Here is a 21,050-nt window from a genome sequence, read left to right as displayed (position 1 = left end):
AGATGAGCCTATCGAAGGGCCCTTGGGCCCTCTGCGGCCGGCAGGCGCAGGTCAACCCGCGCCGAAGAGCCGCGGTCGTCAGCGTCCCGAACGCGCATCCCGCCCGCGCGGACCACTCTTTGAATGGTTGGCCCGGGCGACGACGGTCAGGCGTGGGCGACGAAGTTGAACCGCCGGCCGGACTCGAAGATCTGCCGGAACTGGGAACGGGTGTACGGGCCGGCGCCGGTCATGTCGTAGATACGCAGGCCGACGTCGCCGTCGAGAAGGTCGTACATCTGGTCGGGCGTCGTGCCGTACTCGCGGGCGGCCGACCCGAACTCGAACACGACATGCGGCCGAGACCGGGTCAGCAGCTTCAGTCCGCCCTTCAGGACCCCGTACTCACCGCCCTCGACGTCAATCTTGAGGAGGGTGAGCGAGTAGTCGGCGGGCACGGTGTCGTCGAGGGTCTCGACGTCCACCTGGATGTGCTCGACCTCCTCCGTCCCCTCCGGCAGCCGCTCACGCAGCCCGCTGTAGGCCGGGCGGCTGCGCACGTACGCGAACGAGCTGGTGCCCACCTGATCGGACAGCGCGGCGCGGCGCACGACCACGGACGGGTACGCGGCACGCAGGTCCTCGTAGAAGTCCGGAATCGGCTCGAAGGCCATGTGCTGGCCGCGCGGCGCGTTGTGCACCATCACCCGGAGGACGTCGCCGCGGTGCGCCCCCACATCGATGCAGTTCGCCTCCGCGTCCAGCACGAAGGCAAGCAGCAGCGCGAGGTTCCTGTCGTCGACCGCGTTTCGCCGGGCGGTGGGCAGGACGTTGCGGCGCACCGCCTTGAGCGCCGGGCCAAGGCCGAGCTCGTTCACCACCCGCCGTGCGCTGCCCAGCTGTCGGTTGATCTGCTCCCCCATGTTTCGGGCCTCCAGGTCCGACCGATGTGCCCGGGGTCGAAACCAGCGCAGGCCACATCAGAGCACCAGTCTCGGCTCGCCCGCCGACCTGATGATGATGTGAGCGCTGTTGGCGCGGCGGCGCCTGCGACCTTCCGGCGCACGTTGGGAGCAGGTTATCGCGCGGGCGGTCATGAGGACATAGCGGGTCGTTCCCGATATGGCCAGTCCGGATTCGTCCGCGCGGCGCGCGAGCGCCAGGTGGACCGGCATCTCCCAGGAGCCCCGCCGTGCGCCCAGGTCCCGGCCTCGGCGGAACCGGTCAGCCCGCGCCGAAAAGCTGCTGGTAGCGCTTCGCCGACCTCGGGTTCAGCACCGGGTTGAGCAACGACGAGTGGACGTTGTCGGGCTCGTGGTTGTTCCAGTAGGACTCGTAGGCGAGAACGTCCGTATTCGCCCGAAACGTCTCGTACATCTTCTCGACGAAGAAGGGGTTGTCGCCGCCGCCGTCGCTGGCGCTCACGACCCCCCACTCGGGCACGGAGAACTTCTTTCCGTGCGCCCGGGCCTCCTTGACGATGTTGCACAGGCCCGACGGGTTGTCACACAGGTCGTCCCAGATCTTCTCCGTGGGCGCGGGCGGGGCCATGTCGTAGTAGTCGACCCCGATGATGTCGACGTAGTCGTCGCCGGGGTAGGCGGCCCAGACATCGGTCCCGTCGGGCAACGTGTCGCGGTGCATGCTCATGGTCCAGTCGATCTGGACCTCGGGGGCGGTCGAGCGCAGCGCGGCCACCTCGTGCTGGTAGCAGTTCTTCCAGACCTCGACATCGCGCGGGTACCAGTTGAACCAGTCGCCGTTGAACTCCCAGCCAAGCCGCACGATCGCGTCGGGGCGGCCGTACTTCTGCAGGTTTCCCCCGAGCTGCGCGAAGTACTGGTCGTAGGCGCCGGCGGCGCAGTCGTTCTCGTTCGCGCCGTCGACCGGCGCGCCACTGTGGTCGACCGGCCAGAGCGGTACGGCGACCGAGATCTGACCCGGCCACTTGTCCCTGGTGTAGGCATCCAGCGGCCAGTGCGGGGAGACCAAATTGGCCCAGCTGTCGCGCGTGACGAACATCAGCGCCAGGTCGACGGGCCGCCCGGTCCACTTCGCCCACTGGTCGATGTCCATCGGGTAGTTCGCGTTCGCGCCGGACATCCAGCGCACACCCAGGCCACCAAGCGACGCGATGGCGGGGCTGGGCTTGTCGGACTTGTCCTTGTCCGATTTCGAACACGCGGCAAGCCCTGCCAGGGCGACCAGGACGGCCGTCAGCGCGGCCCCCGCCCGGATGGCGCGACCACCCGCCCGGCGTCGCCTGGGGGCGCGAGCGGGCGCCCTCCCAGCGGCCACGGTCGACGGGGATGACCCGCCCGACCCCCGACCTGTGCCATGGCGCTCCCCCACCCGTTTTCCCTTCATGACGGCGATGCCGCTCGGCGTCCCTCCCCGGGCGCGTCGCGATCTGCACACCGGCGGACCGGATGTCACGAGAGCGCCCTGCCGTCGACAACCCTTACCTTACGTAAGACTCGCCGACTTAGGCACCTACCTGTCACCTAGACACGACGACGGCCGCCCACCACCAAGTTCCCAGCTGGAGCCTGGCCGTTGTGGGCTGGCGTCCCGGCGCCCCCGGCGCCGGGACGCCAGCAAAGACGGCATAGAGTGAACTGCTTGACGGCGTCGATGCTCATATTTGCGACTTCCGCCCGGGCAAACACCCAGGTGTCACTGTATGAGTCGAACCGCCCGCCCGGAGCGCGCCCAAGGCTCCCGACGGGCGCGGTCTCGGCCCGCAACGTAGACGCCGCGGCAGCGGCCAGCACCGTACAGGCCGCGCGGCGGCCGCCTAGCGATGGAGTGGTAGTGGCAGACCACACAAGGTCGACAGGAGACGGCCGGACATGGTGACGACGCTGACCACCCGCATCCCGCGTACCTGGGTGATCCCGACTCCGGATGCGGCGCAGCGTGCGGCCGAGGCGGACCGGTCGACTCTCCGCATCCTGACCGTCCTGATGTTCTGCGAGCTGTTCCTGCAGCGCATCTCGGTCCCCGTCGGGGGAACCGGCGTCTCCGTGGTGCTACCGGTGGTCCTGTTCGGCATGCTGCTGATGGTGGCCCGGGGCGGCCTGCGCATCCACCTGGTGCGCACCAGGGCCTACCTGATCGCCATGGCGGTCTGCTGCGCCGTCGCGTTCCTCGCGTTCACGCGTGGCGAGGACAACGTCTCGCTGAACTCGCTGCTGCTACTGGTGGCCGTCTACGCGCCGTTCTGCCTGGGGCTGTCGCGCGCGCACAGCAAGGTGCTCCTGCCCCGGCTGCTCGACCGGTTCGTCATCATGACCTCCGTGTTCGCCGGCCTCGCCGTGCTGCAGTTCGCGCTCCAGCTGGTCGGCTGGAAGTACTCGGACGTCCTCGCCAGCATCGTGCCGTCGCAGTTCCTGGCGCACGACTTCAACACCTCGTATCCCGTGCGGTACGGCTCCACGCTCTACAAGTCGAACGCCTTCCTCGGGCTGGAGGCGTCGTACACCTCGCAGTTCCTGGCCATGGGCCTGGTCGTCGGGGTGCTGCGCAAGATGCGCTGGTGGCGGTACCCGCTGTACCTGCTGGCCATCCTCAGCACGGTGTCGGGTACCGGAGTACTGCTCCTCGGGGTCGCCGGTGTGCTGCTCGCGGTCCACAAGGGCGTCAGGTTCACGGTCTCCGCGCTGGCCATCGTGGGGGTGATCGTGGCGGTGCTGTCCCTCACCCCGGCCGCCGACATCTTTGCCTCCCGGGCCACGGAGACCTCCTCCAGCCAGTCCAGCGGCAGCCTGCGGTTCGTGCAGCCCTACACCCGGATGTACGACGACCTCTCCCAACATCCGGGCACGGCGCTGGTGGGCCACGGGCCCGGCTGGTCCGACCGTGACTCAGCCGCCTTCCTCGCCAGGACCGGGCTGCCGCTGAACTACGCGCTCGTGCCCAAGCTGATCCTCGAGTACGGATTGATCGGCGGCGTCGCCTTCCTGCTCTTCCTTGCCACCGCGTTCATTCGTGGCTCGCCGTCGTTCGTGCTGTCCGGTTCTCTTCTGTTCTTCTACTTCGTGCTGTCGAGCAGCCTGCTCAGCCCGGTCGTCGGCTACCTCGTCCTCCTGCTACTGACCTGGTTCTGCGAGGACCTGCATCCGCTGGTCTCCCGCAAGCCCGCCTATCGGCGCGCCGTGGTCCCCGCGCAACGGAGCTACGCCGAGCAGCACTGACGTTCTTCGGCCGGATCCCACGGCCCCCGACCTCGCGGGCACGGTTCGGTGAGAGCCCCTTCAGGCCAACCTTGGCCTGAAGGGGCTCATTCGTTTCAGGACGCAGGTCGCCGGGTCGACAAGGGCGCCTTCGAGAAGGGCACCGGCGCTCGAACCTCATGCCATCCTGCCGGCCTCACCGCGCGGTCGGGTCGCCGGCCGTCTGGGCGAGGGCATCCAGAGACCCGTCGGCTTCGCTCGGGGCTCACCAGCCGCGTCCCGCGCACCCGCGAAGAGCGACGCGGAGCAGAGACACCCCACTACGTCCCAGGTCGCACACCACCTGGACTCCGCGGGGGACGTCTCTGGCCGAAGCCCCCGCCCTCCGGGGCGGCGTTCAGGCGTCCTGAAGCACGTTCAGGCGGGCCTGAAGGTTCAGGCGGGCTGAAGGTTCAGGCGGGCTGAAGCACGTGCGGCAGCAGCGGGGCCCCGGCAACGCGGCAACGCGGTCACACCGGAACGCACGCACGCCCCCGCCGCCGCCCTGTGCGACACGGAGGACGAAAGAAAAAGCCCGGCCCAGGGGACGATGTCCCCTGGGCCGGGCTTGAACCCGAGCTTTGTTCCTAGTACTCCCTGCCGCCGCTGGGGCGGGCGTAGCGGTCGGTGACCTCGGGGTCGCCGTCGCGGTGGTCCAGATCCCGGTCGATGGTGCCGCCGACGGTCGGGCGGGCGCCGCCACGGGTCTCCGCCGCTATCGTCGAGGGGCGAAATCCGCCCCGCTCGGCGTGGATGACGCCGACGATCCGCTCCGCGAGCGCCGGCCAGTCCCGCGGCACCGACGCGAGCTCGTCGGTGCGGGTGTCCGGCGAGGTGATGACGACGACGGCGTCGGCCTGCAGCGCGGACGCAGCGGTCATCGGCAGGTCGGTCAGCGGCGGCGTCAGCAGCAGCACGAGGTCGACGACCGGCGCGCGGTCGGCCAGGATGGGCGCGAGCCCGCCCGGCCGGGACGCCCGCGACGGCGACACCCGGTTGTAGAGCACATGGCCCCGGCCGCTCCCGGAGGACCGGGCGAGGCAGGTCGGCTCGTGCGCCCACCGCGGCAGTTCCCCGGAGGTCGCCCGCGGCAGCCGCTCCAGCATGGAACGGACCTCGGAGCTGGGCGAGGCGTCGAGGACGAGCACGACGCCCTGGTCGTCGGACCAGCTGGCCGCGACGCCGGCCACCGTCTCGGAGGTCAGGTCGCCGGCGGCCGCCGGCGTGAGGGCCACGACCTTGACCGTCGGTGAGAGCACCGCCGCCATCGCCGAGACGATCGTGTCGATGCTTGGCGTGACGCCGGAGGCGCCGACGATCAGCGGCGCGCCGAGGGAGTCTGCGGCCGCCCGGCCGTCGAGCACCGTCGGCCGGCGCAGGTAGCGGACCCAGATGACGGCGATGGCGACGAAGAGCCCAATGAGCCCGGCGATCAGAACGCTGGTGAACGGCTTGGGCGCGATTCGGCCCGCGTCGTTCGGGTCCTCGGTGAAGCCGACCGTGGTCGCCGAGATGGCCTGCGCCACCTTCGCGTCGGTGAGCTTCGTGTTCAGCTTGGTCAACGTGTCGTTGAGAACGTTGTAGTTCGGGCTGCCCGGGGTGGCGGCGCCGAGCTGCGTCCGTACTTCGTTCCACGCCTTCTGGAGCGCGTCGACGGTGGCCTGGTCACCGCCGTTGTAGTTCGTCAGCAGGGTCTTGTAGACGTCCCGGGTGTTGCTGACCAGCTGGTTCGCCCTGAGCTGGGTGTCCGCCAGCGCGGTGATCGTGAAGTAGTAGGCGGAGTCCGCCGGCACCGCGGTGACGTGCGCCGCGACATAACCAGGGTTCTGGTGCAGCTTGGTCGCCACCTGCGTGACGGCCTGCTTCGACGTGGCCAGCTCCGCCTGTGTCTGCACCACTCGACTGAGGTCGACGGAGCCGCCCGCCTCGGTCGCGTCGGTGGAGAGGAAGACGCGAGCGGTCGACTTGTAGGTCGGGGTGACCGCCATGCTGACGATCAGACCCAGCGCGCCCGCGACGACCACAGCAATCACGATGTGGAACCAGCGGCGCCCGAGGACCCGCAGCAGTGACAACGCCGGCGCGTTCCCGCCGTCGCCCGTCTGAGAACCAGCTGAGCTCACCGCTCCGCCTCACTTCCACTTGACGCGGTGGAGTTCCGCGATCCTGAGGGAGCCACCGAGCGGCCCCGTTTTGGCGCGCTCTGGCACCTCACAACGGTGGGCACCTGCACGACGACCAACACCTCACGACCGCAGTTTTCTTGACCTTGAGGCCCGGAATGTGAGCATAGCCCAGCCGGCCGAGGCACAAATCGCCAGGGCGGCAACACCCCGCCAATCCCCGGGAGTTCGCGCGTGGACGCCGCCTACTTCAACGCGGCGTGCATCCACTCCTCGACGGACCGTACCTCCGCCTCCCAGTCGGTGCCCGGAGCGAGCTGCCCCTCTTCCATGTGCGTCGCCAGGTCCGGGTCGGGCGCGACCAGGACGCGCCGGCTGTGCTCGGGCCGCGTCAGCGCCACGGCGTTGAGCGTGCTGCGCACCCCGGTCAGCGCGACCCGGCGGGCGAACCGCTTCACGGCCGGGTGCTCGTCCGGCTCGTCGAGCGGCTCACCGCCCAGCTCCGAGAGGCCGAACGGCCGGTAGCCCTGGTAGGCGAGACAGGTCGCGTGGTCGAAGGCTCCGCCGACGAAAGGCGCCGTCCGCAGCAGCCGCTCGTCCGCGACGATCGTGTGCACCCAGGCACCGAAGGTGCTGGTGGAGCTGACGGCCCGGTACCAGCGAGCCCGGCCGATCGGCACGGCCTCGTCGTCGCCCTCGGCGCGGTCCAGCGCCGAGATCGTCGGACGCCGGCGGGTCGCGCCGGGAGCGAACCGCAGCCGGCTGTAGATGGTGAAGTAGTCGGCCTCGGGCAGCTTGCCCGCGGCGGCCACGACGCCCGCCAGGGCATCGGCGGCGTAGAGATAGTCGTCCTCGGCGAACCACACGAGATCGTTCTCGGCCCAGCCGCGTTGCCGAGGGAGGCGCAGCACGAGTCGGTAGGACGAACGGTTGCTGCCGCCCCTGATCGGGAGCACCTCTCCCGCGCCCGACATCATCGCCAGTCGTTCCGGCGGGATCGGCCCGTCGTTCGCGAACACCACCTGAGTGGGAATATCGACGTTCTCCACCGCGCGCAACAACGAGGCCAACGCGAGAGTCTTGCTGTAAAAACTCGGCCGGTTCTTCGCGTTCTCAGAACCGACCGATCGGCAGACTACGTACAGCCGCATGTGACTCACTCCACGCTCAGGTGCTTTGATGCCGGCGCGCCGCGTCCCTGACCGGGCCGCTGGTCCCGGTCCCGCTCGCCGCGCCGGTCCCGCCGGTCGCTGTGCTCCAGCCGGTCATCCACCCGGTCCGGCTGGTCTCCCCCGGCCCCGGGATCGCGGGGCCCTTGTCCCTGCGCGGCCTGGGTCTCGTCCCACGCCTGCTCGGCCTCCTTCGCGGCGCGGCCGAGCAGCCGGAACCACGCCGGCACCATGACCCAGTTGGCCGCGATAAAACCGATCACCGCGCCGGTCCCGCCGCCGACCAGCGCGCCGATGACCGGGTAGAGCAGAAGCTGCGGCGCCATGATCACGTTCAGGCGGAAGGTGTCCTTGGCTCGGCCGAGAGCGATGAGCATGCAGCTCACCCCTACTGTGGACGCCGCGCCAGCCTGTTGGATGATCGAAAGCCCCAGCAGGTGGTGCGTCCCGGCCCAGGTGGGGCCGAGCAGATGCTCGCCGAGTGGCATCCCGCCGGTCTCGATCTGACCGAAGACGAGGAAGGCCAGGCCCCAGACGATGCCCATGGCGGCGACGGCCGCGGACAGCAGGTAGGCCGCACGCACCCGGGCGGCGGCCCTCATGTCCTTGCGCTGGGAGAACTCCGGAATCGCCCAGCTGACGATGCCGATCGCGAAGATCGTCGTCGGGCCGAGCACGGTCTGCACGCCGCGCAGCGAGCCGAGCAGCTCGATCGTGCTGATGGCACCGATCACCAGCAGGGTGGTGTTCAGCGCGCCCTGCACGGTGACGAACTCGGCCGCGAGGTAGCCGTTGATGTCCCGGTGCTCGCGGACCCAGTCCAACGCGCGGCTGGGGGCGGGCCAGAACCCGGCCTGCACCACGCCGATCAGGGCGGCCACGGCCGCGGCCGCGCCCCAGGCGAGCAGCATCGGCGAGGCGAGCGCGACGTGGCGGACCAGAAGCACGGCCACGCCGACGATCTGGACGACGCCCCAGACCCCGTCGTTGGCCGCCGCCGCCGCCGGGCGGCCCTGCGCGAAGAACACCTGCCGCCACAGGTCCTGCACGAGCAGGCCCGGCAGCACCACCGCGAGCGTCACGAGCGCCGTGCCGACCGCGCCGCCCAGCAGCGCGCCGACCACCGCGCAGCCGAACCCGGCGATCAGGCCGAGCACAAGCGCCGAGCCGGTGGCCTTCGCCGCCGCGGCCGAGAACACCGACCGCGGAGCACCGGAGTAGCGGATGCCCAACGGCTGACCGCCGGTGGCCTTGGAGAACCCGATGACGACGGCGAACACCGCGAAGGCGGCCGAGAAGGCGCCGAACTCCGACTTGGTGACCTCCCGCGCGACGATGAACATCAGGATCGAGTTGGTGCCGCTGGAGATGAGCTGGTCGAGCAGCGTCCACATGGCGCGGCTGCGGACCGAGCCCTTGGCCGGCGCTTTTTCTTCGCCGCGGGCCCAGGTGGCCGCCGCGGGCTTGCGCGGCTCCTCGACGGCGTCCAGGTCGCGCAGGCCCAGCTCGTCCCCGCCGTCCGCCGGTGGCCGCCGGCGGTGCCCGGCCGGGTCGCGGTGCAGGAGCTGGGTGCCGTCCGAATCGGCGCCGGTCCGGTCTCGCCCGTGCAGCCGGGCCGTGGCGTCGGTGCGGCCGGCCGCGTCCTGTTCCTCGAGCCGGCGGCGCAGCGCGGTGAGGTCGATCGTCTGGGTGAAGCTGTTCATGAAGCCGTTTTGGAAGGGCTGAGGCAGGACGTGGTCCTCGCGCGAGCGAGCGGGTGTCTGTTGCCCCTCCTCCCGCGGCCTGCCGGTCCCGGTCCGGCGGTGGGGGTGGGGGTGGGGGTCCTGCCCGTCCCGCGGGCGTCCCGCGGCCGGTCCGGCCGGCGAGGCGGGCTGGCCGCCCTGGCGCCCCGGCTTCCGCGCGGCCGCGGGCACGAACGACTCGGCGGGCGGCGGCGCGGTGGTGGGGACGGCGCGGCGCGGCGCGGCTCCATGATCACCAACCGGGCGCTGGACGCGGGTGCGCTCCCCACGCGCGTCGGCGCGGGAGATCACCTCGGTGCGCTCGGCGGCGGCCGGGCTGCTCGAGCGCACGTCCGGACGGGAGATCACCTCGGTGCGCTCTGGGGCGGCAGGACTGCTCGGACGCGCGTCCGCGCGCGAGATCACCTCGGTGCGCTCGGCGGCGGCCGGCCCGTCGGGGCGCGCTCGGCCGGCCCGCTCGGCCCGCCCGGACCGGTCAGGCGGCTCCGGCCGGTCAGGATTACGAGGTGGCTCGGGCGGGTCGACCTGGGCGGGTCGGCGGGGCCCGCCCGGCCGGACGGGCCGTCCGGCCCGCGGATCGTCGTCGCGGGGGCGGGCGTCGTCGCGGGCGTGAACGTCATCACGGGCGTGAACGTCATCACGGGCGCGCGCGTCGTCGCCGCGGGCACGCGGCGGCTCCCCCGGGCCGGCGGGCGCCGGCGGCCGCTGCCCGGCGGCGGGCCCGGGCGCCGCCGCGCCGCGCGGCTCCACCTCGGGCGTCCAGGGACGGCCCGCGGGAGCGTCCCGCCGTGAGCCGTCCGGCTGGGGACGCCGGGGCCGCTCCCGGTCGTCCTCGATGTCCAGGTCGGTCACGGAGAGGCACCGCGCACGGTGACGACCGGCCGGGACGCGGGTGCCTGCGCCGACGCGTGGTGGTGGGGGTGCGCGCGCTCCCCAGGCCAGCGCCGCGGGCACTCGGCGGGCCGCTCCTCGAGGCCGGCGAACACGGTGGCCCGCCTCGTGGTCCTCATCCGCGGCCTACAGGACGACTGGGCGCGGCACGGGGACGATGAACTTGCCGCCACGCGCCGCGTACTCAGCCTGCTGCGCCATGATCTCGTTCTTCACGTTCCAGGCGAGCAGGAGCAGGTAGTCGGGCTGCCGCTCCGCCAGGGCCTCGGGCGGCAGGATCGGCAGCCGGGCGCCCGGCATGTACTTGCCCTGCTTGTGCACGTTGCGGTCGACCACGAAGTCGATCAGCTCGGTGTCGATGCCGGTCGAGTTGAGCAGCGTGGCGCCCTTCGCGGCGGCGCCGTAGGCCGCGACCGTCTTGCCCTGCGCCTTCAGGTCCGCCAGCAGCGCGCGCAGCTGGTCCTGCAGCTCGCGGACCTCGGCGCCGAAGCTGCCGTATCGCTCGAACGAGTCCAGCCCGGCGGCCCGTTCGCCCGCCAGCACGCGCGCCACCGAGTCATCCGGCGCCGCGGCGCCGGACCGGCCCGCCCGCCAGCGCAGCGTCCCGCCGTGCAGCTCGGGGAACTCGGTGACGCTGACGAGCTCGAGGCCGTGGCGGCGCATCAGCGCCTCGACGGCGATCGTCGAGAAGTAGCAGAAGTGCTCGTGGTACACGGTGTCGAACTCGGTGTGCTCGAGCAGCGCGCGCACGCCTGGGTTCTCGACGCTGACGATGCCGTCATCCTTGAGCAGGATCGAGAATCCCTCGACGAAGCTGTTCAGGTCCGGCACGTGCGCCATCACGTTGTTCGCGATGATCACGTCGGCGCGCAGGCCCTCGTCGACGAGACGCTGGGCGAGCTCGGCGCCGAAGAACTCCTCCCGCGTCGGCACGCCGATCTCGCGGGCCGCCGCGGCCGGGCCCGGCGTCGGCTCGATGCCGAGCACCGGGATTCCGCGCTCGACGAACGCCTTGAGCAGATAGCCGTCGTTGCTCGCCACCTCGACGACCAGGCTGTCCGGCCCGAGGTTGCGGCTCTCGATCAGGTCGATGACCTGCTTCTCGGCGTGCCGGACCAGCATGTCGGAGAACGACGAGAAGTACGGGTAGTCCTCGTCGAAGATCTGGTCGGCCGGCAGCACGTGCGTGAGCTGGACAAGGGCGCAGCTCTCGCAGAAGCCGACCTCGAGCGGAAAACTCGGGTCGACGGCGTCCAGCGCGTCCGCCCGGACCAGCCGGTTGGCGATCGGCGTCGCACCCAGCGACAGGAACAGCCTTGGCCGCTCGCCCCCACACGACCGGCACGTCGTCACCTCGGTGGCCGCGGCCGCTTCCCCTGCCATGCGCTCCCCTGCCTTGTGGGCCCGGCTCGGTGGCCCGGCCGGACATTCGGTCTCGTTGCTCGTCGTCTTACGGCTCGGCGCTCGGCCGAGACCGGTAGGTTGGCCTCGCGGTGCCCGGACCCTTGGCCCGAGCGCCGCATCCGCCGACTATCCGACCAGACAGATGTGACGATCCCACTAACTGACGGGCACGACCTGCGAGCCACGCGCGCCCGTCAGGCGTGTGGCCTGGACCCTCTCGCGACGTCATGGTATCGCCCGTCTCTCGCTGGCCCGGGAAGGCACATGCCGAGTACAAGGGCGACTCGCCCGGTACCGGCCGGGACGCGGAAGGTGGCTACGCCTGCCTGACGCCCACCTCCGCGGCGGCGGCATCCGCGGCCAGCAACGGCCAGGACCGGTCCTTGTCGGAGATCACGCTGACCGGCAGCGGCCAGTCGATGCCGAGCACGGGGTCGTCGTGACGCAGCCCCCGGTCGTGGCCCGGCTGGAAGGGCACGTTCATCTGGTACGTGGCCTCGGTGTCGTCCGCCAGGGTCTGGTAGCCGTGAGCGAGGCCGGCGTCGATGAACAGTGCCCGCCGGTTGTCCGCCGTCAGCTCGACGGCGACGTGGCGCAGCCAGGTCGGCGAGCCGGGCCGAGTGTCGACGATCACATCGAGCAGCGCGCCCCTGGTCACCCGGACCAGCTTCGTCTCGCGCACCGGCTCGCCAGCCCAGTGCATGCCGCGGACCGTCCCGGCGCGCCGGTTGTAGGCGACGCTGCACTGGGCGACGTCGACCGCGAGCCCGGCGGCGGCGAACTCGTCCCGGCAGAACGTCCGGGCGAACAGACCGCGTTCGTCGGTGAACGACTCCACGTCGACGATGAACACCCCGTCGATCTCGGTCGGGGTGATGATCATCAGTATGTCCAGAAGAGGTCGGCGTCGAGCTGCTTGGTGGCGATGAGGTACTGCAGCTGCTTGAGCCGGGTGTGACCGCGACCGGTGAACGTCGCCTCGTCGAGATCGATCCTCGAGAACACGTCATACAGCTGCTGGGCGCCGCGCAGCGCGTTCCAGTCGCACGAGAAGCCAGGCAGCTCGGCGTGGATCTTGTCGAAGTTCACCCGGTAGCTGCGGTTGTCCCCACCGCTGTCACCGAAGGAGAGCTTGCAGCCGGTGAAGACCGTCGCGACGGCGTCGGCGATCTCCTTGACCTGGTAGTTCTGCGAGCTGTCGCCGACGTTGAAGACCTGGTTGTGCACGGCGTCACGCGGCGCGGCCAGCACGCACTTGATCGCCTTGGCGATGTCCAGGCCGTGGACCAGCGGCCGCCACGGGGTGCCGTCCGAGGTCATCGCGATCTCGCCGGTGGTCCAGGCCACGCCGGACAGGTTGTTCAGCACGATGTCGAACCGCATCCGCGGCGAGGCGCCGTACGCGGTCGCGTTCCGCAGGAAGGTCGGAGAGAAGGTGTCGTCCGCCATGGGCATGACGTCACGCTCGACGAGCACCTTGCACTCGGCGTACGGCGTCTGCGGGTTCACCCCGGACCGCTCGGTGACGTCCTCGCCGGTGGCCACGCCGTAGACGCTGCAGGAGGACATGTAGATGAACCGCTCGACACCGGCCTGCTTGGCGAGGGTCGCCAGGCGCACCGAGCCCTGGTGGTTCACCTTGTAGGTGACGTCGGGTGCCAGCGCGCCGAGCGGGTCGTTGGACAGCTCGGCCATGTGCACGACGGCGTCCACCCCGGCGAGGTCCTCGACGGTGAGGTTGCGCAGGTCCTTGTCCAGGGTGAGCGCGGTCCGGTCGGTGCCCCGGTAGAGCCAGCCGAACTTGTAGTAGCCGGTGTCGACGCCGATTACGTCGTGGCCGGCGCGAAGCAGCTCGGGCGCCAGCAGGCTGCCGAGGTATCCCTCCGTGCCCGTGACGAGCACCTTCATGCGCGAGTCCTCCCGCTACTCCAGGGCGCCGCGGCCCCCATGCCCCCCAGCCACGTGACCGGACGGCCGCGGCCCGCTGGGCTGTTACTCCACATCGGCCGGATGTCCGGACACGCGCCACCACGGATGCGCGCCGCTGGCTCAGGGCACGGCCGATGTCCCGACCAGAACCGTACCGACCGGCGCGACGGCCGCCGCGACCGCCGCCCCCCAAGCGGTGCCCAGGTCGCGAGACCATCACGCTGCGCGGCAGCGACGACGGTCGCCGGCACCGGACCTGCTGGTGGCCAGGGTGACACCGGCAGCGACGCGTCCCACGGCGGCCCGGGCGGGAGACAACGCACGGACCACGAGCCGGCCGGTGGCGGATCCGGTAAGGGCTCACGCCGCCGGCGAACCAGCCGCCTAGGAGAACCGGACCACGCGCCACTCGCGGCGGCCGCGGCGCACGAGGATCACCGAGCCGTGCAGCAGGTCGGCGGTGACGAGGGTCGCCGCGGGGTCGGCCACCTTGGTGCCGTTGACGAGGACGGCGCCGTTGCCCAGGTGCTCGCGAGCGTCCCGCCTGCTGCTGGCGAGACCGACGGCGATCAGCAGGTCGACGACCGGCCAGCCGTCCCCCTCGAGCCGGGCGGCCGGCTCGTCGATGCTGGGCACGTCGGCGAACACGTCACCCAGCATCTGCGGGCCGATGGCGCGCACGTCCCCCCGGAACAGCGCCTCCGAGGCCGCCTCGGCCGCCTCCGTCGCCGCCTCGCCGTGCACCAGCGTGGTCATCTCGCGGGCCAGGTGGCGCTGCAGCGCCCGGCGCGCGGGGGTCTCCGCGTGCTGGGCGAACAGCTTCTCCAACGTCTCCCGGCCGGTGAGCGAGAAGAACAGCGCGAACCGGCGGGCATCCTCGTCCGAGAGATTGATCACAAACTGGTAGAAGGTGTACGGCGAGGTGCGGTCGGCGGAGATCCAGACCGCGCCCTTCTCGGACTTGCCGAACTTGGTGCCGTCCGAACGCAGCAGCAGCGGGCAGGTGATCCCGTACACCGGGGTGCGCAGCACCCGGCGCACGTAGTCGATGCCGGCCACGATGTTGCCCCACTGGTCGGACGCGCCCATCTGGAGCGTGACCCCGTGGTCCTCGCACAGCCGGCGGAAGTCGTACGCCTGCAGCAGCGCGTAGCTGAACTCGGTGTAGGAGAGGCCGATATTCGGGTCGTCCAGCCGGCGGCGCACCGTGTCCCGCCTGGTCATCTCGCCGACCGGGAAGTGCTTGCCGACGTCGCGCAGAAACTCGATCATGCCGAGCCGGCCGAGCCAGGCCGCGTTGTCGACGAACTGCGGCATCTGCTCCGGCTCGAGGGCTCGCGCGAAGATGCCGCGCATCAGCTCCTGATGGCGCGCGACGTTCGCGGCGACGTCCTCGGCGGACAGCAGAGTGCGCTCGACGGACTTCCCGGAGGGGTCACCGATGAGGCCGGTGCCACCGCCGAAGAGCACCACCGGCGCCACGCCGGCTCGCGCCGCGCGAATCAGCAGGGTCATCGGCAGCAGGTTGCCGATCGTCAGCGACGGCGCCGTCGGGTCGAAGCCGATGTAGACACGGCGCGCGCCACCGTCGAGATGGTCCCGCAGCTCGGCGGGATCGGTGCTGTCGTGGATCAGCCCACGCCAGGACAGCTCCTCCAGTAGCGCGCTCGTCATTCCCCCATGCTACCGAGCCGGTATCGGCAAGATCGGCTTCCCCACCGGGCGACGGGCCGTCCCGTCAGGACCAGGCGGCCCCGCCGGGCGGTAGTGGGGTGCCGCGGCGGCGCAGGGCCATCCTCGCCACGAAGGCGCCGATGCCGACCGCCATGCCGGCGAGCACCGCGGCGGCGAGGCCACCCACCCAGGCCAGCACGCCAGGGCTCGAGTCCCCGCCCGCCCCGGCCAGGCCCGCGGGGGCGCTCGTCGCGGCGCCCGGGGCCGCTGGTGTCGGCACGGCGGCGCCGGTGCCTCGTTCGCCGGCCGCGCCCGCACCCACCAGGGCATCCTCGTCGGTCTTCAGCGGGCCGGGCTCGAGCGGGGCCGGCGTGACCAGCAGCGGGTTCGTGGCGACCTGCAGCGGCACGGCGCGCAGCGCGGCGACCGGGTCGACGACGCCGAAGCCGAACCACTCGTCGCGCCCCGACGGCCCCTTGTCGTCCGCCGTCCTGACGAGCAGGTCGATCACGCTCGGCGCGCCCAGCTCCGGATGCTCGGCCCTGACCAGCGCGACCACCCCGGCGACGATCGCGGTCGAGTTGCTGGTCCCGTCGGCGGTCTGGGCGCCGCTCGGGGACAGCGCCGCCGGGACGGGCGCGCGGATGCTCGGCGCCGGAGCGGCGAGCACCGCCAGCGGGCCGCTCGCCGAGCCGTCCCAGAAGTCACCGCGGGGGTTCGAGCCGGTCACCGCGATGACGCCGGGGATGTTCGCCGGCGAGTTGATCGCGTGGTCCGCCGGGTCGTGGTCGTCGGAGTCGACGTTGCCCGCCGCGGCGACCACGACGACGTCGCGCGCGAGCGCGTAGCGCACGGCCGCCCGCTCGCCGGGCTCGGGAGGGCCGGAGGACCCGAGCGACAGGCTGATCACCTTGGCGCCCCGGTCCGTCGCCAGCCGGATCGCCTCGGCCACCTCGTCGGAGTCGGTCTCCCGGCCGGTGGAGATCGAGAGGATCTTCGCGTCGGGCGCCACGCTGGCGAACCCGGTCGGCTGGCCGCCCGGCCCGACGGCGCGGGCGGCGACGATGCCGGCCATCGAGGTGCCGTGGCCGTCGGGGTCGTCGTCGCGCAGCCCGTCCGCCGCCGCGTCCGGGCCGATGCCGAGGCCCGGCAACAGCTGGCCGGCAAGCGCCGGCACGGTCGCGTCGACGCCGCCGTCGACGATGGCCACCACGACGCCGGCGCCGGTCGAGATCTGGTGCGCCTCGTCGAGCCGCAGCGCGCTCACATACCACGGGCCGTCCCCACGCTGCGTGGCGAGCGCGGCACCGGCGAGGCCCGGGGCCAGCAGCATCCCGCCGGTCAGTGCCGTCGCCAGCAGCCCGGGCAGGACGCGGCGCCGGGGCCATCGGGCGTGGGCGGGCGCGGGTGGCACGGGCGCGCCCCCTTCGGCGAGCGGCGACGGAGCACCGCGAACCGCGGACACCTCCTGGTTTCCGGCAGTTTTCCACAACGGGGGCACCCAGGAGACGACCGGTCTCGAACGTGACATCCCGCCCAGGCGGAGCGGACGACAAGCGGACGACAACGAGACCAGCGGGCGCCTCGGAATCCAGGCTCACCTGAGAAGTTCAGGCTCACCCGGAACCGGCCGCCGATTCGGCCTCAGGGCTTGGGCGGTCCGACCAGCAGGCCCTTGATGTACGCGGCATGTTCCTGCGCCGTCGACGTACGGCCGCGGGCGCGAGACAACATGGTCCGGCCGGCGTAACCGGCGACCAGCAGGGATCGCATCGCGTTCACCCTGCCCGGGGCGTTGTGCTTGCGCATGTACCGGATCATCGAGGCGCCGCGCATCTGCAGCATCCAGGTCTTGGCCGCGCCGGAGCCACCGGCGCCGTGCGGCACCAGCAGGTCGGTGCGCAGCTTCTGGCGCAGCCCCGCCTCCCGGATCGCCCGGCCGAGCGCCATGTCCTCGTTGTAGACGTAGAACGTCTCGTCGAAGGCTCCGAGGTCGAGGAAGGTCTGCCGGCGCACGGCCATGCAGGCGCCCGTCAGCCAGTCGGGCTCCATCGCCCGGCCGGGCACGGGCCTCGCGAACAGCGCGGACGACGGCGCGAGCTTGTGCGCGCCTAGGACGTGCAGCAGCACCCTGCGCGGGGTGGGCTCCCAGCCGCCGTTGCCGAGCTCCGGCTTGCCGTCGAGCCCCTTCATCGTCGCCGCGCTGGTGACCAGGGTCGGATCCGCGCGCAGGTCGTCGACCAGCGCCTCGATGATCTCGACGGTCGGCCGGCTGTCGGGGTTACCGAGAATGACGTACTCGTAGGCCGACGACCGGATGCCCATGTTGGCGGCCTTGGCGAAGCCCTTGCCGCCGCCCGAGTCGAGGTAGCGGCCGTTCGGGCGGTCCGCCACCAGCTCGTGGATCCGGTCGGCTCCCTTGGCGTTGTCGATGATGACGACCGGAATGTCCAAAGGAAGGCCGGCAAGCATCTGTTCGAGCTGACCACGGCTGTGGAAGCTGACGATGACGACCTCGTACGCCCACTGTGGATCGGCCACCGGCTCAGTCTGCCAGGCCGCCTTGGCGAACCCGTCGACGGCCGGTCCGTGCTCGCCCGGGCCCGCCTGGCGGTCGCTGACCCACGACGGCCGCAGGCCCGGCTCCTCGCCCGAGGTCTCCGCGCGCCTCGGCACCGCCGGTTTCGCCCCGGCGGTCTCGGCGTCGTGCTCCCCCGCGGTGGTCCACTGGTCGGTCACCGTCACAACTCCCTAGTGCGCCGTCCGGCCTTCCTGCCGCCGGCCTACTGCGCCGGCCCGTACGTCCGCGCCTGCCCCTGCGGCCGCGCGGAACCGATGCCACCCTTGTACTCGCCCTGCTCGAACGCCTCGGGGTCGTAGATCCGCCCGGACCCGAAGCCCGGGGGCAGAATGATCGGGCCCGTCGCCGCCGCCTCGGGGCCGATGACCGGCTCACCCGCGTCGACGGCGCCCCGCGTGGTGGGGGCGGCCGGCGCGGCGCCACCGCCCGGCGCGGGCTCCTCGCCCGGCGCGGTCAGGGCGGGCGCCCCCGCCGAGGCAGGGGCCAGCCGCTCCGGCTTCGGCCAGACCGCCGGCCGGTCGTGCGCCAGGAAACGGCGCACCCCGCCCAGTGCCACCGCCTGCAGGAAGAACACCTGCGCGGCGAGCCTGGTCGGGCCTGGCGGCGTCCTGCCCACCGCGAGCGCGCCGGCGCTGGTCGCGCCGACGACGTTGCCGGCGAGGAACAGCCGCGCGGCCCAGCTGTGCCGCGCCGCCGGGACACTCATCGCCACCAGCGCGACATGCGCCATCGGGCCGAAGGAGGAGCGCACCACCCGGTGCCCCCACAGCTGCGGGGTGACCTGCAGCGCCCCCGGCGCCATGGTCGCGCGCCGCCGCCACATCATGTCGAGGTTGCCGGCGACGATCCGCGTCCGGCGCTCCCACTCCTCGGAGTAGGTCGGGCTCGACGTCTCGATCGAGTACGCCTCGGGCTCGTAGATCACCCGCAGGCCGCTCTCGAGGACGTCCAGGGCGAGCCAGGCGTCGTCGACCGCCGTGTCACCGGGCAGCTGGCGGAAGGCCTCCCGCCGGAACGCCAGGAACTCCCCGACGACGCCGATGGTCGCGCCCGTCGCCGACTCGCAGCGCTTGAGCCAGGACTCGAACTTCCAGTAGAAGCCCTGCGCGCCCTGCGGGTCGTCGACCTGCTTCTCGCCGGCGACGGCGCCGACGGTCGGGTCGCCGAAGTGCCGCATGGCGGCGCGCATCGCCCCGGGCGCGAGCGCCGCGTTGGCGTCGGTGAGCAGCACGATGTCGCTGGTGGCCGCCGAGACCCCGCGGTTGACGGCCCGCGCCTTGCCCAGCCGCTCGCCGGAGGAGAGCACCCGCACCCCGGCGCGCCGCGCCGCGGTGGCGGTGTCCTCGTCGTCCGCGACGACGATGATCTCCATGGAGCCCGGGTAGTCGGTGGCCAGCAGCTCGTCGAGCTTGGTGCCGATGACCGCGGCCTCGCGGTATGCCGCGACGACGACGCTCACCGACGGCCATTCGTCCGGGTCCGTCGGCGTCTCCGGGGTGAGACCCCTGCTCTTCAGCCCGATGTAAACCGGATACAGAACGTGACCCCAAAGGGTCGTCGCCCCTAGAAGGGCGACGGTGGCGCCACGGCCGAGGGCCCGCACTCCTGCCATGACAAGTAACCGTAGCTGCCTTGGGTTACCAGGGGTCGATGGGGGCGTCGCGCGCCGCGCCGCACACGGACAGATGTGTTTCCGGACACTCACGGAGATCGCCGCGGATCCAGCGCCACCAGCCAAAGCCGCCCGACGGGCGGCGATACCGCGCCGCGTCGCCCAGCCTGCCCGCGCACGGACCGCGAGCCGTGGATGACAGCACTCGGGACGGACAACATCCCGAGGGGATGGGCCGGTAGGCACCACTTGCCCGCGGGCTACAGTGAGCGCCGTGAGCGACGCCGAACGCTGGATCGTGGTCGTCGAGGAGCCGTTCCTGCCGGCCGACGCTGGCGGGCGGGTCGAGACCTTCGGCTTCCTGACGGCGGCCTCGAACGCCGGCATCCGCATGCAGCTGCTGGTTCCAACCCGCGACGAGCTCGATGTCGAGGGATATGAGGCGGCCGTCCCCGGTGCCGCGGTGATTCGGCTGCCGCGAGACTCCAGCCCACTGGCCCACCTGCGCGCGCAGCCGTACATGTACGCCTCCCGGCCGGTCGGGTCGCTACGCCGGGCGCTTCAGGCCACCCCGCCGCGGGCGGACGCCGTGATCAGCTACAGCTACCGGGGGTCGCATCTCGGCGAGGAGATCGCCCGGATCTGGCGCCTCCCGCACCTGGTGCGGGCGCACAACATCGAGTCGGAGTTCTTCAAGGCCCTGGCGCGCAGCTCCTCCGGGCCGCGCGCCGCCGCCTACGAGATGGAGTACCGCAAGCTCCAGCTGGCCGAGCGGACGCTCTACCACTCTCCGCTGGTGACCGCGATCGGCGACATCTCGATCGAGGACCACCTCTGGCGCAGCGAGCGGGCGAGCGTGGCCACCTTCCACCTGCCGCCGTTCCTGCCTCTCGACGTGCTGGCCCCGGGCGGCACGTCCGCCACCGGCTCGGACGAGCCCCGGCGGGCGCCCGCGACGCTGGTGTTCGTCGGCTCGCTCGACACGCCACCGAACATCGAGGCGCTGCACTGGTTCGTCGACAACTGCTGGGCCGGCATTCGCGCGCGCTACCCGGACGCGGTGTTCCAGGTGGTGGGCCGTCGGCCGGAGCCCGGTCTCGCCGACTGGCTGGGCGGCGTCACCGGCGTCGAGCTGTACACCGACGTCCCGAGCACCGACGAGTACGTGTCGGCGGCGACGGTGTCGGTGAACCCGATGCGGTCCGGTTCCGGGGTGAACATCAAGGCTGTCGCGGCGATGGCGCTCGGCACGCCGGTGGTGAGCACCCGTACGGGCAGCCGGGGGCTGAGCTGGGAGGCGGGCACCCACCTTCTCGTCGCGGACGAGCCGGCGTCGTTCGTCGACGAGGTCTGTGGACTGATCGCCGACCCGGACCGCGCGCGGCTGCTCGGCCGGTCCGGCCGCGCCTACGTCCTGCGCAACCTGGGCCACGAGGCACTGCTGCGGCGCATGCGCGACCAGCTGCCGCCACCCGAGAGGGGCGCGTCCTAGATATCCCACGGTTCTAACTGTCAAGCGGCGATCTTCTGGTCGGTCTGGCTGGGCCAGGCGGTGGCTTCGTCGTAAGGGGTGTGGTGGCGTAGGCAGCCGTGGAGGATGCCGACGAGCCGGTTCGACAGTGCGCGTAGGGCCTGGTGGTGGGTGGCGCCGCGGGCGCGGTGGGCGTCGTAGTAGGCCCTCGCTCCTGGAGAGACGCCCAGCGCGGCGAAGGCCTGCAGGTAGAGGGCGTCG

The 21,050-nt window shown here is 71.8% G+C and carries 15 protein-coding genes and 1 pseudogene; 2 read left to right on the top strand and 14 right to left on the bottom strand.

What is annotated here, in order from left to right; translation table 11 throughout:
- Positions 1-146: 146 nt before the first annotated feature.
- Positions 147-902 (bottom strand): FkbM family methyltransferase, encoded by a 756-nt coding sequence (locus FRCN3DRAFT_RS0209685; RefSeq protein WP_007511427.1) that lies wholly within the window; start codon positions 900-902, stop codon positions 147-149.
- A gap of 301 nt (positions 903-1,203) precedes the next feature.
- Positions 1,204-2,082, bottom strand: a complete 879-nt coding sequence (locus FRCN3DRAFT_RS0209680; protein ID WP_232793987.1) for a glycoside hydrolase family 26 protein — start codon at positions 2,080-2,082, stop codon at positions 1,204-1,206.
- A 749-nt stretch (positions 2,083-2,831) separates the two neighbouring features.
- Here FRCN3DRAFT_RS0209680 and FRCN3DRAFT_RS0209675 point away from each other — a divergent pair.
- Positions 2,832-4,175 (top strand): hypothetical protein, encoded by a 1,344-nt coding sequence (locus FRCN3DRAFT_RS0209675; RefSeq protein ID WP_007511423.1) that lies wholly within the window; start codon positions 2,832-2,834, stop codon positions 4,173-4,175.
- 605 nt (positions 4,176-4,780) lie between these two features.
- On the opposite strand, the gene FRCN3DRAFT_RS0209670 is transcribed toward FRCN3DRAFT_RS0209675, so the two are convergent.
- From FRCN3DRAFT_RS0209670 to FRCN3DRAFT_RS43620, 11 genes are all read right to left on the bottom strand, one after another.
- Positions 4,781-6,316 (bottom strand): Wzz/FepE/Etk N-terminal domain-containing protein, encoded by a 1,536-nt coding sequence (locus FRCN3DRAFT_RS0209670; protein WP_007511421.1) that lies wholly within the window; start codon positions 6,314-6,316, stop codon positions 4,781-4,783.
- 245 nt (positions 6,317-6,561) lie between these two features.
- On the bottom strand, positions 6,562-7,467 hold the full coding sequence (locus FRCN3DRAFT_RS0209665) for a hypothetical protein (RefSeq protein ID WP_007511419.1): 906 nt from the start codon (positions 7,465-7,467) through the stop codon (positions 6,562-6,564).
- 5 nt (positions 7,468-7,472) lie between these two features.
- Positions 7,473-10,079 (bottom strand): hypothetical protein, encoded by a 2,607-nt coding sequence (locus tag FRCN3DRAFT_RS49345; RefSeq protein ID WP_051466207.1) that lies wholly within the window; start codon positions 10,077-10,079, stop codon positions 7,473-7,475.
- Positions 10,076-10,237: a hypothetical protein gene (locus FRCN3DRAFT_RS53960; RefSeq protein ID WP_157845199.1), complete on the bottom strand. Its 162-nt coding sequence runs from the start codon at positions 10,235-10,237 to the stop codon at positions 10,076-10,078. The genes FRCN3DRAFT_RS49345 and FRCN3DRAFT_RS53960 overlap by 4 nt, the downstream gene beginning before the upstream one ends.
- A 7-nt stretch (positions 10,238-10,244) precedes the next feature.
- Positions 10,245-11,501 (bottom strand): class I SAM-dependent methyltransferase, encoded by a 1,257-nt coding sequence (locus FRCN3DRAFT_RS0209655; RefSeq protein WP_007519981.1) that lies wholly within the window; start codon positions 11,499-11,501, stop codon positions 10,245-10,247.
- 337 nt (positions 11,502-11,838) lie between these two features.
- Entirely contained in the window at positions 11,839-12,405 is a 567-nt protein-coding gene (locus FRCN3DRAFT_RS0209650; protein WP_007519983.1) for a dTDP-4-dehydrorhamnose 3,5-epimerase family protein, read from the bottom strand.
- Positions 12,405-13,430: an NAD-dependent epimerase/dehydratase family protein gene (locus tag FRCN3DRAFT_RS0209645; RefSeq protein WP_007519985.1), complete on the bottom strand. Its 1,026-nt coding sequence runs from the start codon at positions 13,428-13,430 to the stop codon at positions 12,405-12,407. The genes FRCN3DRAFT_RS0209650 and FRCN3DRAFT_RS0209645 overlap by 1 nt, the downstream gene beginning before the upstream one ends.
- Positions 13,431-13,835: 405 nt before the next feature.
- Positions 13,836-15,125, bottom strand: coding sequence for a tyrosine--tRNA ligase (tyrS, locus tag FRCN3DRAFT_RS0209640; protein WP_007519986.1), 1,290 nt, complete (start codon positions 15,123-15,125; stop codon positions 13,836-13,838).
- A gap of 64 nt (positions 15,126-15,189) precedes the next feature.
- A complete protein-coding gene (locus FRCN3DRAFT_RS43625) occupies positions 15,190-16,539 on the bottom strand; it encodes a S8 family serine peptidase (protein ID WP_007519988.1) in 1,350 nt (449 codons plus the stop codon).
- A 230-nt stretch (positions 16,540-16,769) separates the two neighbouring features.
- Entirely contained in the window at positions 16,770-17,666 is an 897-nt protein-coding gene (locus tag FRCN3DRAFT_RS0209630; protein WP_027140410.1) for a glycosyltransferase family 2 protein, read from the bottom strand.
- Between the two features lie 242 nt (positions 17,667-17,908).
- Positions 17,909-19,318, bottom strand: a complete 1,410-nt coding sequence (locus tag FRCN3DRAFT_RS43620; protein WP_007519991.1) for a glycosyltransferase family 2 protein — start codon at positions 19,316-19,318, stop codon at positions 17,909-17,911.
- 274 nt (positions 19,319-19,592) lie between these two features.
- On the opposite strand from FRCN3DRAFT_RS43620, the gene FRCN3DRAFT_RS0209620 reads away from it, so the two are divergent.
- Positions 19,593-20,810, top strand: a complete 1,218-nt coding sequence (locus FRCN3DRAFT_RS0209620) for a glycosyltransferase family 4 protein (RefSeq protein WP_035927145.1) — start codon at positions 19,593-19,595, stop codon at positions 20,808-20,810.
- Between the two features lie 20 nt (positions 20,811-20,830).
- Here FRCN3DRAFT_RS0209620 and FRCN3DRAFT_RS54960 read toward each other — a convergent pair.
- Positions 20,831-21,050: pseudogene (locus FRCN3DRAFT_RS54960) on the bottom strand (IS110 family transposase); the annotation flags it as partial.

Source organism: Pseudofrankia saprophytica (assembly GCF_000235425.2).
GTDB lineage: Bacteria > Actinomycetota > Actinomycetes > Frankiales > Frankiaceae > Pseudofrankia > Pseudofrankia saprophytica.
The sequence above is the reverse complement of the archived record's forward strand: the minus strand, read 5'-3'. Positions and strand labels throughout refer to the sequence as shown.